Annotated in this window: 15 protein-coding genes; 5 read left to right on the forward strand and 10 right to left on the reverse strand. The window is 41.8% G+C overall.

The features are described from left to right. Positions 1–8: 8 nt before the first annotated feature. From FA047_RS15615 to FA047_RS15625, 3 genes are read left to right on the forward strand one after another with little or no spacing between them, the layout of a single operon-like run. Positions 9–713: a 16S rRNA (uracil(1498)-N(3))-methyltransferase gene (locus FA047_RS15615; RefSeq protein ID WP_136837005.1), complete on the forward strand. Its 705-nt coding sequence runs from the start codon at positions 9–11 to the stop codon at positions 711–713. Continuing rightward, entirely contained in the window at positions 710–1,366 is a 657-nt protein-coding gene (locus tag FA047_RS15620; RefSeq protein ID WP_136837006.1) for a DUF4159 domain-containing protein, read from the forward strand. Before FA047_RS15615 ends, FA047_RS15620 begins: the two co-directional genes overlap by 4 nt. A 2-nt stretch (positions 1,367–1,368) precedes the next feature. After that, on the forward strand, positions 1,369–1,866 hold the full coding sequence (locus FA047_RS15625; RefSeq protein WP_136837007.1) for an acetyl-CoA carboxylase biotin carboxyl carrier protein subunit: 498 nt from the start codon (positions 1,369–1,371) through the stop codon (positions 1,864–1,866). A gap of 53 nt (positions 1,867–1,919) precedes the next feature. Here FA047_RS15625 and FA047_RS15630 read toward each other — a convergent pair whose 3' ends face one another. Further along, positions 1,920–3,533, reverse strand: a complete 1,614-nt coding sequence (locus FA047_RS15630) for an SUMF1/EgtB/PvdO family nonheme iron enzyme (protein ID WP_136837008.1) — start codon at positions 3,531–3,533, stop codon at positions 1,920–1,922. A 251-nt stretch (positions 3,534–3,784) separates the two neighbouring features. Between FA047_RS15630 and porV the strand changes: the two genes are divergently transcribed. Together porV and ispF are read left to right on the forward strand one after the other, a co-directional pair. Further along, entirely contained in the window at positions 3,785–4,966 is a 1,182-nt protein-coding gene (porV, locus tag FA047_RS15635) for a type IX secretion system outer membrane channel protein PorV (protein ID WP_136837009.1), read from the forward strand. 35 nt (positions 4,967–5,001) lie between these two features. Beyond that, complete coding sequence (gene ispF / locus FA047_RS15640) at positions 5,002–5,484, forward strand: 2-C-methyl-D-erythritol 2,4-cyclodiphosphate synthase (RefSeq protein ID WP_136837010.1); 483 nt, start codon at positions 5,002–5,004, stop codon at positions 5,482–5,484. A 233-nt stretch (positions 5,485–5,717) separates the two neighbouring features. Here the strand turns inward: ispF and FA047_RS15645 are convergent, their stop codons facing one another. The 9 genes from FA047_RS15645 to FA047_RS15685 form a co-directional block, all read right to left on the reverse strand. Then, positions 5,718–6,593, reverse strand: a complete 876-nt coding sequence (locus tag FA047_RS15645; protein WP_136837011.1) for a pirin family protein — start codon at positions 6,591–6,593, stop codon at positions 5,718–5,720. 46 nt (positions 6,594–6,639) lie between these two features. Beyond that, positions 6,640–7,170 (reverse strand): YceI family protein, encoded by a 531-nt coding sequence (locus FA047_RS15650; RefSeq protein WP_136837012.1) that lies wholly within the window; start codon positions 7,168–7,170, stop codon positions 6,640–6,642. A 91-nt stretch (positions 7,171–7,261) separates the two neighbouring features. Next, positions 7,262–7,852, reverse strand: a complete 591-nt coding sequence (locus tag FA047_RS15655; protein ID WP_136837013.1) for a Crp/Fnr family transcriptional regulator — start codon at positions 7,850–7,852, stop codon at positions 7,262–7,264. 18 nt (positions 7,853–7,870) lie between these two features. Continuing rightward, positions 7,871–8,029, reverse strand: a complete 159-nt coding sequence (locus FA047_RS15660; RefSeq protein ID WP_136837014.1) for a FeoB-associated Cys-rich membrane protein — start codon at positions 8,027–8,029, stop codon at positions 7,871–7,873. A gap of 49 nt (positions 8,030–8,078) precedes the next feature. After that, the gene (locus tag FA047_RS15665; protein ID WP_136837015.1) at positions 8,079–9,269 is read right to left on the reverse strand and encodes an ATP-grasp domain-containing protein; all 1,191 of its coding nucleotides are present in this window, start codon (positions 9,267–9,269) and stop codon (positions 8,079–8,081) included. Positions 9,270–9,271: 2 nt separating this feature from the next. Beyond that, a complete protein-coding gene (locus FA047_RS15670) occupies positions 9,272–10,117 on the reverse strand; it encodes a type 1 glutamine amidotransferase (RefSeq protein WP_225872753.1) in 846 nt (281 codons plus the stop codon). Then, positions 10,117–11,220, reverse strand: a complete 1,104-nt coding sequence (locus FA047_RS15675; RefSeq protein WP_136837016.1) for a carboxylate-amine ligase — start codon at positions 11,218–11,220, stop codon at positions 10,117–10,119. The genes FA047_RS15670 and FA047_RS15675 overlap by 1 nt, the downstream gene beginning before the upstream one ends. A 3-nt stretch (positions 11,221–11,223) precedes the next feature. Then, positions 11,224–12,264 (reverse strand): ATP-grasp domain-containing protein, encoded by a 1,041-nt coding sequence (locus FA047_RS15680; RefSeq protein ID WP_136837017.1) that lies wholly within the window; start codon positions 12,262–12,264, stop codon positions 11,224–11,226. A gap of 137 nt (positions 12,265–12,401) precedes the next feature. After that, positions 12,402–13,106, reverse strand: coding sequence for an esterase family protein (locus FA047_RS15685; RefSeq protein WP_136837018.1), 705 nt, complete (start codon positions 13,104–13,106; stop codon positions 12,402–12,404). Positions 13,107–13,311: the final 205 nt, after the last annotated feature.

The following is a 13,311-nucleotide window of genomic DNA, read 5'->3' on the forward strand; positions in this document are numbered from 1 at the left end:
TTTCTCTCATGCATGTCTTTTATACACCCGACATCAATTCTAATGAGTATGTCTTAAATGAGGATGAAAGCAAGCATTGCCTGAAAGTATTAAGGTTGGGCATCGGAGCACAAGTCAATTTGATAGATGGCCGTGGGGGTATGTACCTTGCAGAGATCATCCATGAATCAAAGAGAAACGTAACCCTTAAGGTGATTGAAACCGCATTTGAGTATAATAAACGTAACCACCATCTTCATATTGCTGTCGCACCTACTAAAAATATCGACCGTTTGGAGTGGTTTCTTGAAAAGGCAACTGAAATAGGTATTGAAGAGATAACGCCATTGATCTGCGACCGTTCAGAGCGCAAGATAGTAAAAGAAGACAGGCTGAATAAAGTGATAACATCTGCGGTTAAGCAGTCACTCCAAGCCTACCACCCCGTATTAAATCCACAAATTAACTTTGCTGATTTCCTGAAGATCAAAAATGATTCCGTCAAGATGATTGCTCACTGTATAGACGGAGAGCCAAGGAAATACATCAGTGAAATTATTACAGCAGGACAAAATTATACTTTGCTTATTGGTCCTGAGGGTGATTTTACTCCTTCGGAAATAGAATTGGCTTTGGGGAATGGGTATAAACCATTAACTTTAGGTAATACACGACTACGTACAGAGACAGCTGCGTTAGCCGCTTGTTTTGAAGTGAATTATTTAAATAGATGAGATTTAAAACATATCTGTTGGCCGGATTGGTGTTGCTGAATTGCAGCTTTTCTGTGCCGACCTATAAAATGGCTAAGCTTAAGTATAATGGTGGCGGGGATTGGTATGCAAACAGAACAGCTTTGCCAAACCTCATTGATTTTTGTAATAAAAACCTTAAAACCAATTTTGCGAGCCAGGAAGGAATTGTCGAGGTAGGCAGTTCAGAGTTATTCAATTATCCGTTCGTGTATTTGACAGGACATGGAAATGTTGTATTTAGCAGTACAGAAGCCAGTAATCTAAGGAAGTATCTAATAGGAGGCGGCTTTTTGCATATCGACGATAATTACGGTCTGGATAAATTCATACGAAAGGAAATGAAGAAGGTCTTCCCCGAACTGACTTTCGTTGAGTTGCCTGCAAACCATGCTTTATACAATCAAAAATTTAAGTTTCCCGGCGGATTACCTAAAATCCATGAGCATGATGGTAAACGGCCACAGGGATTTGCATTGATGTGGGAAGGAAGAATGGTTTGTTATTATACATTTGAATGCGATCTGGGTAACGGATGGGAAGACCAGGGCACATATCCTGATGATACTCAACCGAAGAGATTAGACGCGCTTAAAATGGGCGCAAATCTCGTTCAGTATGCTTTAACACAATAGCCATGAAAGTAAAGGTAAATGAGAAGTACAATTTTAATGTGGATATCAATAACGACGAAATCACCGTTGATGACCAGATGCTATCAGTAGATTCAAGAAAACTAGCAGATGGGCACTCGCATTTTATTTATGACAACAAGTCGTACAGAATAGAACTTGTGTCAGAAAATAAGGCTGATAAAACGGCTGAGGTTAAAGTCAACGGCCGGATATATCAGGTAACGATTGAAGATCAGTATGATCAATTACTTAAACAACTTGGACTGGATAATTCACAGTCCAGCAAAGTAAAAGAGATTAAGGCCCCAATGCCGGGTCTGGTACTTAATGTAATCGTAGCAGAAGAACAGGAGGTACAAAAGGGAGATAGCTTACTGGTATTGGAGGCGATGAAGATGGAGAATATAATCAAATCACCAACAGATGGGATTGTAAAGAAGATCCTGATCAAAAAGGGAGACAAAGTAGAAAAGAACGAGATATTGATACAATTCAGCTAAACAAAAAAGGAGCAGTTAATTACTGCTCCTTTTTTATGGCTATCAAAAACCGATTATCTTTTGCGGCCATTAAAAGCCTTTTGGTTCTTTGGTTTGAATTGAGGCTTGCCGAAGGATCTGATTTCAGAGGCACCAAGCATCGTCATGGCACACCTAAAGCCTATGTCGGCCGTAGACTCGTCCTGCTGCATAAAGCGTCTTGCTGCCGGATTTAACCATATTGCCTGATCTTCCCATGAGCCACCTTTGTAAACCCTGGATTTGTCATTGATTAATGTAGTCTCTCCATACAAGTCACTTGCTTTATCGCGGTATCCTCTTTGGTCTGCGTAAGTATTTTGTGCGACTGGTTTACCAAGAGAATCTACAGCAGGTTGTGCAGCTGCAGTTGAAGAAGCTTGTTTTTCCGCCCAGGTTTGCTTCCTTGCAGATATTGCGGGAGTCATCACAGGTCTGTTGTGCTTGTCTATTTCTATTTTTCCTGTTGCAGCATCAGCTACTTTATAATCCTGGTAATAGTTACCGCGATAGGGATTGAATGCATCTGCAGCCTCAAATGTTTTCGAGCGATACACATCGGCCACCCATTCATTCACATTTCCGGCCATATTATACAAGCCGAAATCATTAGGCATATATGACCTTACAGGTACAGTTAATCCACCTTTATCATTAAGTGAACCACCAACGCCCATATAGTCGCCTTTAGTTCTTTTAAAGTTAGCCAAAATCAGTCCCCTGGTTTTTTTCTTGGCAGAACTTAAGCCCAGCCCATTCCATGGATATATTTTATTTTCTGCTATGTTTTCATACTGAGTATTTCCAATCAGGCCCAGAGCTGCATATTCCCATTCTGCCTCTGTGGGCAAGCGATATGGTTGTTTTAAAATGCCATCTTCAAGTCTTACCGTCCTTGTCGGAGCTCCATTGCCGCCTGGTGTAGTAGAAGCTGTAGCGCCGGGACTTAGGTCTTTCATCGCTCTTTTTCCTTTGTCGTCATGCTGACCTTTTAAATAAGCATCAGTATTAAAAGGAGCTTTCGTTGCCGTGCTTGTTGTAGCGGCGGCTGTATTACCACTTCCGTTTAAATCCTTGAAACTGGTCATGTAACCCTGTTCTCGGAGCAGAAGCTCATTGACCCTGTCAGTCCTCCATTCGCAATATCTTGAAGCCTGTTCCCAGGTTACACCCACGACAGGATAGTCCTGATAGGCAGGATGCCTTAAATAATTGTCTACATAAGGCTCATTATAAGACAATGGTCTTCTCCATACCAAAGTATCCGGAAGCTCATTGTAATAATACTCATAATCTGTTGGATAGTTCGTCCTGATCCAATTTAAGTACTCAAGCCAGTTCGTATTTGAAACTTCTGTTTCATCCATGTAAAATGAAGATACGGTGGTTTCTCTTTTATGGTTATAATTGCTTAATTCTTCTCCGGGAACGTTAATGGCACTTCCGCTCATGACAAAAACGCCGCCTTCAATTTCTACCAAACCCGGACCTGGTCCCCGCTTGAATTTGTTATTTACCTGAAAACCTCCATATTCTTTTTTGTTGTATGCCAGCCCTGTCTTATCTGATGTGCCTGATTTGGATTTGCAGGAGACAAGGGAAGCTACAGCCACAAGAGATGCAAGTGAATATAAGTACGTTTTTTTCATTGGACTATGTAAATAGTTACTCTAACTGTTAAAACTACATAAAAAAACAGGTATGCTCCAAAAAAACTTTGTTATTCAATCAAATTTAATGTTGCCAAATAAATCCAGATTTGAAGCAGTAGCGGAATTTTTAATCAATCCATGTGTTTTGATCAGGAAGTTCTGCTTAAAATCATCGAAAGGAATCGAATCCTTTGAAATTAATGAACACTATGCTAACTTGCGTTCAATAGGAGTTAATATTTCAAGAAATGAATTTAAGGTACTTAGTAAAAACTGTATTAGGCATTTTTTCTTTAGTAACAGTTTCTGCTGAGCTATCTGCCCAGATAGTAGCTCCTGGCACCCAGGCAAATGGGAGTCAACCCAACAACATCGTTACTGCGGTTCCTTTTTTGCTGATTACTCCAGATGCAAGGGCAGGGAGTATGGGCGATGCCGGGGTTGCAGTTCATCCTGATGCAAATGCGATGAGCATCAATCCATCTAAAATCGCGTTTTTAGATAAGCCCTATGGTTTTGCAGCCTCCTATAGTCCATGGTTGAAAACCCTTGTTCCCGACATCAACCTTGCTTATTTAAGTGGGTTTTATAAAATGGACGAGAAGAATACTATTGGTGGATCCCTTCGTTATTTTTCTCTCGGTGAAATTCAGTTTGTCGATATCAACCAGCAGGATCAGGGTGTATATAGTCCGAATGAGATTGCGTTAGATGTAACTTATGCCCGTAAATTTGATGAGTCATTCTCGTTGGGGACTGCAGTCAGGTACATTTATTCTAACCTGGCTTCCGGACAGTTTTCCGCCGGACAGGAAACAAAACCGGGTACAGCTGTAGCTGTTGACATCTCCGGGTATTTTAAGAAGCCCACCACAATGTTTGGCACCAAGGCCATACTCTCTGCGGGACTCAATATTTCCAATATAGGTACCAAGATCAGCTATGTCGGAGGAGGAGAAAACAGAGGTTTCCTACCGACTAACTTTAAGATTGGCGGGGCGTCAACATTTATCATAGACGATTATAATCAATTTACCTTCGCACTTGATTTTAATAAACTGCTGGTGCCTACACAACCGATCTATGATACAGACGGAAGCATAGTAGCAGGGGAAGATCCTAACCGTTCTGTTCCATCCGGCATATTTGGCTCATTTTCTGATGCTCCAGGCGGCTTTAAAGAAGAGGTCAGGGAAGTAAATGTTGCCGCAGGAATGGAATATTGGTACAACCAGCAATTTGCTTTTAGAGCGGGGTATTTCTATGAAGCGCCTACCAAAGGCGACAGGAGGTACTTTACTGTAGGGGCGGGATTGAAATACAATGTGTTCAATATAGATTTTGCCTATTTACTGGCAAATGCACAAAAGAGCCCTTTGGCAAATACGCTGAGGTTTACGCTGCTCTTTAATTTTGGCGATGCCAAATAAAACAATCAGCAATAAATTACAAAATATAGAATAGAATGAAGATTAAAGTGGGATTTGGTTTTGACGTACATCAACTTAAGGATAATCATCCTTTCATCGTAGGAGGTGTTGACCTGGAGCATCATAAAGGAGCATTTGGACATTCCGATGCTGATGTTCTGTTGCATGCCATTTGCGATGCGCTGCTAGGTGCTGCCAACCTGCGTGATATTGGCTTTCATTTTAAGAATACTGACCCAAGATGGAAAGGGATCAGCAGTATCGTCTTATTGCAGGAGAGCGTAAAGTTGCTGAAAGAAAAAGGATTTGAAATAGGTAATATCGATGCGATGCTTTGTCTTGAAGCACCAAAAATTAACCCCCATATTCCGGCAATGCAACAAAACATTGCAGATGCCATAGGTATTTCCGTTGATGATATCTCCATAAAAGCAACGACCAACGAGCAAATGGGTTTTATCGGACGGGAAGAAGGTGTGGTGGCATATGCGGTTTGTCTTATTGAAAAGGAAAAATAACCGTTCTCTTCGAAGACTGCGCCAGCTAAGTTTCCTTTGGTCACATACCTGACAATGTCTTCTCTGAGAAGGTAATTTTTCTCCGGAAAAGTGCAGATAGCAAACGTAAAAAGGCAGGATGCATTCACATCTTGCCTTTTTACGTTTGCCTGTAAAATCACCTTCTCAGAGAAGACCTTAGCGCTGGTGTTGCGAAGCTTCAGCAGATGCAGTCTTCGAAGAGAACGGTTATTTTAATCTTCTAAATAGCCAAATTTCCCCTGGTTATAATCACTGATTGCTTCCTGAATTTCCTCGGCGGTATTCATCAAAAATGGACCGTACTGTGCGATAGTTTCATCTATAGGCTCGCCACTCAATACCAGTACTACCGCATTTTCAAGCGCTTCGATCTCAATCTCAGAGCCCTCATTTTTAAAATGTACAAACTGGTCGGTTTTAGCGGTCTCTGTGCCATTTATCAAAATGCTCCCTTCTATGATCACAAAACCTGTGTTGTAGTTTGCAGGGAAGCTAAATGAAGCTTTCTCGCCCTTATTCAGTTTCGCATTGTACAAGTGTAGAGGAGAAAAGGTAGAAGCCGAACCGTTAAGCCCTTTATATGCTCCTGCAATGACTTCAATTGAACCCTGTCCATGCTCCAGTTCAAACTTAGCCATTTCGGAATGCTTCACGTCCTGATACTTTGGTGCATTCATTTTGTACTTCGCCGGCAGGTTTACCCAAAGTTGTACCATCTGAAAAGCACCGCCCTTTTTACTGAATTCCTCTTCATGGTATTCTTTGTGTAAAATACCTCCAGCGGCAGTCATCCATTGAACATCTCCCGGGTAAATCACGCCGCTATTTCCTGCACTGTCATGATGTGCAACTGCCCCATGATAAGCAATTGTTACGGTTTCAAAACCGCGGTGCGGATGTACACCAACACCCCTCGGTTCATTGCGTGCCGAAAACTCTATTTTTGCATTGTAATCAAGCATAAAGAAGGGACTCATTTTTATTCTGTATCCGCTGGGAAAGAAATTATGAACCCTAAATCCATCACCGACCATATGAGGTGCCGGCGCATTCAATATGGCCGACACGTTTTTAATATTTGCTTCCATTTTGTCTCCTCTCTGTTTTTTTGACTGGATGCTTATTTATAAATTCTTAGGCTTGTTTTACGAATTGTAATTCGCCTACTATTTTAACTTCCTCACTCACCATTACGCCGCCGGTTTCGAGTGCCGCATTCCAGGTCAGTCCAAAATCAGTTCTGTTGATCTTTCCTGCCAATGTAAATCCAGCTTTGGTGTTTCCCCATGGATCAGTAGCGATACCACCAAACTCTACGTTCAATTTTACTGGTTTAGTTACATCTTTAATGGTCAAATTGCCTTTCAAGATATAGTCTTCGCCATCCTGGTTTAAAGAAGTAGAAGTGAATTTGATAGCAGGATATTTTTCAGCGTCAAAGAAATCACCGCTTTTTAAGTGGTTGTCTCTGTCTTTGTTGCCTGTATCAATCGATCCTGTTTCAGCTTCAAAAGAAACTTTAGCATTTTCGAAATCATCAGTTTCTGATTCCAATGAAGCATTGAAGGAAGTAAGGCTACCTGTTACAGTAGTGATCATTAAGTGTTTTACTTTAAACTGAAGTTCACTGTGGGTTGGGTCTAATGCCCATTTTGTAGTCGCCATAATATTGTTTTTTGAGTTGATTCTTTTTAATTAACAACACAAAATTACGGCGTATGTATTAGTCCGGCATTGACCTATGATAAGAAACGTGTTAAGGTTTGAAATGCTTATGCGCTAAGTCCTTACGTACCCTGCTCAGCGATTCTGGCGTAATGCCGAGATAGGAGGCAATCATCCACTGAGGCACCCTTAAAGTCAGGTTAGGATATAGCTTTATAAAATTCAGGTAACGCTCCTCGGCTGTAGCACTTAGCAGCATATTGATCCGTTTTTGCATGAACCGTATGGAGTTGTTCAGCATGGTATTGTTGAGGTCGTTCATGCAGGGGACATGTTTAGCCGTTTCATTCATGAAATCTTTATGTAGGATGACAGCTTTAGTAGGCTCTATCGCATCAATAAAGAAATCAGAAGGCTCACTAAACAGCATTCCGTTACGTTCGGTCAGCCACCACTGCTCGGGAGCGAATTGTATGATGTGTGTTTTTCCCTTACTGTCTATGGAATAACTGCGAAGTAATCCGCTCAACACAAAAAAACCATAAGACGAAACATCACCCTTCATCAGGATCATTTCATTTTTATCAAAGCTTTTTACTTTAAGCTTTTCGGAAATCAGACTAAATTGTTCGTCAGTCAGGTCAACTCTCTGTTGTAAATAGGCTTTGAAAGGTTCGAGCATGGTGGTTATAGATGAAATCTATTTCTTGTCTGGATTGATATTGGAAAAATCTACACCGCATTTACAGTTGCTCCCGCAGCCTCCTTTTTTAGGAGAAACCGAGCGATACACAATTCGGCCCACATAAAATACAGCGGCTGCAAAAAGTAAGATCACCAATATAGTTTGAATATCCATATTACAAATTTAGTATGCCAGCAGGTAATCGGGGTCTGTCAATTGTAAATTATTCGCCTTCCACCAAGCCAATTGTACCACCCACCCAGTCAAAATCTTTATTGTAGCGTACGCCAATCATTTTTCCCCGGCTTAGTCGTGCCAGATTAATACACAATTGAGGCTCTCCTCCATCGGGCCACAGGTACATCAATCTGATTTCTGCTTTTACCCCTCCATCCGGAGCCTGCACTACAGGCTCATAAACCACTTTTTTCTGTAAGATCCAGTTTTCCGGATCTTTAATAGCCTCGATATCTGAAATACTGACATCAATGATAACTCCCATCCCTGCAAAAGAAAATAAGGGTTTCAATACATAGTTTTCCAAATCAGCAGGTACAGCATCCAGTTCATTCAAAAAATACGTCTCCGGTACAAATTCGCTCTTCAAAAAAGGCATGGTGTATTTACTGATGCGGTAAAACCAGTTCGGATGCGTTACCCATTCTATATCCAGTTCCTCGCGGGGATCAAAGCTCTCCTTAAAAAGATCAGTCTTATCAGCAATTTCATCAAAAATCAGGCGGTTGTATATTCTCTTCAATTTGATCTTCTCACCGCCTTCTCTATAATACAGCGAATTCCCTTCCTTAAAAATATCTGTCAGCCCCAGGATCTTTATTCCTAAATACCCTTGCGTGATATAGAAATCTATGGCTGTTTTTTGCTCCAGGGCATCAATATCCATAAGCGCCACTTCATGTGGTTCGCAATCTCCCAGTATCACTTTTTTCAGCAGGGCAATATAGCTTTCTTCATCAAAACCATTGAGAAAAGGAGTCAGGCTACTAGCTAAGCCATAAGCCTCTTTATAAGCTTTTCCTAAAACAGCCTGAAACCCGTATAACGAAGGGAATCCCTGCATTTCGATCAGTTTGGGCACCAAATCTCCCTTTTCATCTTTACAGATTCCGAAATCGAAAGTTAGGAAATGTGGCTGGCTATTTTCATTGGGCACATTCCATTGCGCAGGAATTGAACCTTTGGTCAGTTCCCCGAAATTCGGCTGTTGGATCAACTTTATAATTTCTGCTCCGGCCTCAACCAATTTAGATACGAGGTCTGCCGGAAGAAAGATAGGGGTTTCCGCTACCCTGAAAGGAATTTCAGGAAATCCCTCTCCCAATGCATTCAGGAAATCTTTGTATTTCTGTTCCGAAAAACTGCTGTTAAATTGTTTCCTGTATTTGCTGATCATAATTATGCTTCCTGCAAGGCATTTACAGCCTCATTTAAAAAGTTTGGTAAAATAATGCTTTGAGTAAGCTTGATCTTATTTGGATTGTCCAGGCTCAAAAGCATATCGTTATATTTATGCTCGCCATGGTTTTCTACAATAGCATTTTTCTTATCATCTCTCAGCAGGTACATTTTCATGCCTACAGGATCTGCTTCAGGATGGAACTGAGTACCGACAATCTCTTTTGTAAATCGCACAGACATTACACAGCGCTCCAAATCTACATGAGGGCGTTCTTTTTCCAATGCCAATACCGTTGCATCTGAATTTGAGAAAGCCAGATCATCAGGATTGATCACCTGCCAGTCGCGGCTATCTACTGTGTAAAAAGGGTTTGGTAAACCATTAAAAATCACGTCTTCTTCACCCTCTTCTGTTAAGAAAACAGGGAATATACCAAAAGCTGTAGAGCGCCTGCGGACTACCTTGCCAGCATTATATTTCCGGCATGCCATCTGAAAAGAGTGACAGATCAGGAATACATGCTTTTTATGATCGCTGCTCAGATTATGTGCTTCAATAGCATTAAGCAAATCAAAGAAGTCATTTTCCCATTTTTGTCCCTCGCCGTCATACGGACTTCCCGGGCCGCCACTCGAGATGTAAATGTCAAAAGACAGCGAAGGAATCTCTCCCTTTTGCCTCAAATCAAAGATCTCAAAAGACATGTCGATACCCGTATCCTCCTGACAATGCTCCTTATAGCGTAATAAGATCTCCTGTATCCCACGCATCCCCTGGTTCGGAGCACCGTTATTCATATCGATAACGGCAACCCTCACCTTATTTTTTCCAGTTGAACTCACTATTTTGCTCCTATTAACGTTTGAGTAGTAATGTAATCTACTACGGCCTCAAAGTTACCACTTTGTTCGTAAACAGCCAATTGCCTGTCGGCTCCCGTTCCGTTTTCCAGTATCTTGTGCACATAATTGATCTCATTTCTGCAGCCCAGATCGTCCACTACGTCATCAATAAAATCCAGTAATTCCAGCACCAGGTTCCGGCAATTTACCTCCATTTCCTTTCCAAAATCAATCAGGTTTCCGTCGATGCCATAGCGCGCTGCACGCCATTTGTTCTCATTGATCAGGGCTCTTGAATAGCTGATGAAATTGAGGTTTTGCAGCCTTAGCTTGTACAATTTCGCACATAGTGCCTGAAACAAGGCCACGAAAGCCATCGTCTCATCAATCAGCATCGGACAGTCGCAGATCCTGAATTCAATCGTTTCAAAGAAAGGGTGTACCCTGATGTCCCACCAGATCTTCTTGGCATTGTCGATACTGTTCGTCTTGATCAGCAATTTCACATAATTGTCATAATCTTCAATGCTGTTAAAAATGTCCGGAATCCCTGTGCGCGGAAACTTATCAAAGACCTTAGTCCTGAATGACTTATATCCCGTATTCCTGCTTTCCCAGAAGGGAGAGTTTGTAGACAATGCAAACACATGCGGCAGGAAATACCTTACCTGATTGGCAATGTGTATAGCGAGTTCGCGCGATTGAAACCCCACATGCACATGCAAACCGAAAATCAGGTTTGACCGAGCAGCTTCCTGCAGTTCATTTACAATTTCACTATAACGCGGATGCTCTGTGATCAACTGTTTCTCCCAATGAGAAAAAGGATGCGTACCTGCTGCGCCAATGCGCAGCCCCTGTTCCCCTGCAAGCTGCGATACCGTATACCTCAACTGGGAGATTTCGGTGCGTGCCTGATCTGTATTCTTGCAAATTCCCGTTCCTACTTCCACCACAGCCTGGTGCATCTCGGCCTTCACCTGATCCTTATGGATCTTCTGTGCGGCTTCTACTATTTTCTGGTCATGCGATGTGAGTTCCCTGGTTACAGGGTCTACAACCATGTATTCTTCCTCAACACCGAGCGTAAAATCATTCATCATAACTTATTTCTTTTTAGCCGGAGCTTTTTTTACAGTAGTTGGTTTAGCGGCTGCCTTTGCCGGAGCTGGCTTTTCAGCAGCAGCTTTTCCTACCAGAGGCAAACCAGACGAAGAAGTTTTCACATACTCACCCCAGGTCAGGTTGTCCTGTCCTTCTACCTGTGCCCTTGCTCTTTCAATTGCATATAGGGCAGCATGTTCTACTACCCAGTCAAAGTTTTCCTGGCCCACACTGGTCACTTCCGCATCCGGAGCAGGGTTACAGAAGTCAATCGCATAAGGAATGCCATCGCGTACCGCAAACTCTACAGTATTGAAATCATAGCCCAGATATTTGTTCAGCTTCAGTACATAATCATGAATTGTAGCCAACAGCTTCTCGCTTGAAGGAGGAGTATCTACCTGGTAGCGTAAATGGAAAGGATTACGCGGTTCATACTGCATGATCTTCACATACTTTCCGCCGATGCAATAGCACCTGAAATATTCATCAAAGACGATCTCTTCCTGGAGCATCATTACCGTTTGTTTGGTCTGACTGTGTTTGTCAAAGAAATCCTCTTTGTCATGCAACTTGTATACCTCTTTCCACCCTCCGCCATCGAAAGGCTTCATGTAAGCTGGGAAGCCTGTGTATTCAAAAATGCCGTCCCAGTCCAGCGGAAAGGCAAGGTTGCTGAAAGATGCATCCGTTGTGTCATCAGGCTGTTCATAAGAAGGGATCAACGCCGTTTTTGGCACAGGTACCCCAATTTTTATGGCCAGCGCATTATTGAAGAATTTTTCATCAGCACTCCACCAGAACGGATTATTTATCACTGCAGTCCCTGTGATTGCTGCATTTTTTAAAGCCGAACGGTAAAAGGGTACATCCTGAGAAATGCGGTCTATAATCACAGCATAATCCAGAGGCTCCGCCTGAAATATCCTGTCGATATTTACAAATTCAGCTTTGAACTCTTTTCCTGCGAGTTCATTTACACGCTTCACAAAAGCTTCCGGGAATGACCTTTCCCTGCCAAATAAGATTCCAATTTTTTTCATAGTTATTGTTGTTTTTTAGAGGTTGTTAGATGTTTTTTTAGAGATTGTCAAAATTTCTCTTTTAATTGTTAAGTCAATATTAGCATTGTCTTATGCTTTTACATAGGGGCTGCCTATAATTGAGTTCATAGTCCCTTTCACAGCTGCGATAAATACTCCGGGAGCATCTGTCGCCAGATAGGCCAATCGTGATCTGCATTCTGTCTGATGTCCAGCCAGTGATTGATGCCTTTCTGGTTCAGGATCTCTGAAAGACGTTCATTGTCCCCCCTGCACATATCCCTATCCGATGTTCCGAGCACAATTTTCATCTGCCACAATTCAGGATTACCGTCATTCGGCAAGAAATCAACAGGGTTATTGAAATAAACATCATCATTATAAAACCCGTCCAACTGCCCTCTGATGTCAAATGCACCACTCATGCTATACATATGACTGACCGTCCATGGGTGCCTGAATGCGAAATTGGCGGCATGATAACCTCCGAAACTACATCCTGCAGTGATGACCTTGCCGTGTCCCGTTTCATGTTTTGCCATCGGAACTACTTCTTCCAGGAGCAATTTATCATACCAGATGTGATTTTTGACCCGGTCGGCCGGATGAACACCTTTATTATACCAGCTCATTTTATCAATGCCATCCACACAATAAACCTTCACTTTCCCCTCATCAATAAACCATTGGATAGACTCCATCATTTTGAAATCCTTATTTTCAAAATACCTGCCCATACTGGTTGGAAAAAGAAGCACAGGGTGTCCGCTGTGTCCAAAAGCCAGTAGTTCAAAGTCGGCGTTTAGATTAGGGCTATACCATTTCTTGTATTCCTCTTTCATAATGTAAAATTTAGATGCTATAAGATAGGAAATAAACAATATTAAAAACAAAATAAAAAAGGCTTTTGTTGCTGTAAATCCGCATTTTAACCAGACCTGTATAAGCTTTTGCTTTAAAGGTTAAAATGAGTCGGATGATGCAAGGCCGGCGATTGGCTGAAATGGTTAGATGAGCGTCAAAATCATCCAATGATCAAATTATATT

The sequence above is a fragment of the Pedobacter frigoris genome (genome assembly GCF_005116445.1).
In the GTDB taxonomy this organism is placed as follows: domain Bacteria; phylum Bacteroidota; class Bacteroidia; order Sphingobacteriales; family Sphingobacteriaceae; genus Pedobacter; species Pedobacter frigoris.

Bases quoted from the DNA above. Each gene is read 5' to 3' on its own strand.
- FA047_RS15680 (WP_136837017.1), bottom strand. From the start codon at position 12,264: ATGAAAAAAATTGGAATCTTATTTGGCAGGGAAAGGTCATTCCCGGAA.
- FA047_RS15650 (WP_136837012.1), bottom strand. From the start codon at position 7,170: ATGGCGACTACAAAATGGGCATTAGACCCAACCCACAGTGAACTTCAG.
- ispF (WP_136837010.1), top strand. From the start codon at position 5,002: ATGAAGATTAAAGTGGGATTTGGTTTTGACGTACATCAACTTAAGGAT.
- FA047_RS15660 (WP_136837014.1), bottom strand. From the start codon at position 8,029: ATGGATATTCAAACTATATTGGTGATCTTACTTTTTGCAGCCGCTGTA.
- FA047_RS15620 (WP_136837006.1), top strand. From the start codon at position 710: ATGAGATTTAAAACATATCTGTTGGCCGGATTGGTGTTGCTGAATTGC.
- porV (WP_136837009.1), top strand. From the start codon at position 3,785: ATGAATTTAAGGTACTTAGTAAAAACTGTATTAGGCATTTTTTCTTTA.
- FA047_RS15675 (WP_136837016.1), bottom strand. From the start codon at position 11,220: ATGATGAATGATTTTACGCTCGGTGTTGAGGAAGAATACATGGTTGTA.
- FA047_RS15655 (WP_136837013.1), bottom strand. From the start codon at position 7,852: ATGCTCGAACCTTTCAAAGCCTATTTACAACAGAGAGTTGACCTGACT.
- FA047_RS15615 (WP_136837005.1), top strand. From the start codon at position 9: ATGCATGTCTTTTATACACCCGACATCAATTCTAATGAGTATGTCTTA.
- FA047_RS15665 (WP_136837015.1), bottom strand. From the start codon at position 9,269: ATGATCAGCAAATACAGGAAACAATTTAACAGCAGTTTTTCGGAACAG.
- FA047_RS15645 (WP_136837011.1), bottom strand. From the start codon at position 6,593: ATGGAAGCAAATATTAAAAACGTGTCGGCCATATTGAATGCGCCGGCA.
- FA047_RS15630 (WP_136837008.1), bottom strand. From the start codon at position 3,533: ATGAAAAAAACGTACTTATATTCACTTGCATCTCTTGTGGCTGTAGCT.
- FA047_RS15685 (WP_136837018.1), bottom strand. From the start codon at position 13,106: ATGAAAGAGGAATACAAGAAATGGTATAGCCCTAATCTAAACGCCGAC.
- FA047_RS15625 (WP_136837007.1), top strand. From the start codon at position 1,369: ATGAAAGTAAAGGTAAATGAGAAGTACAATTTTAATGTGGATATCAAT.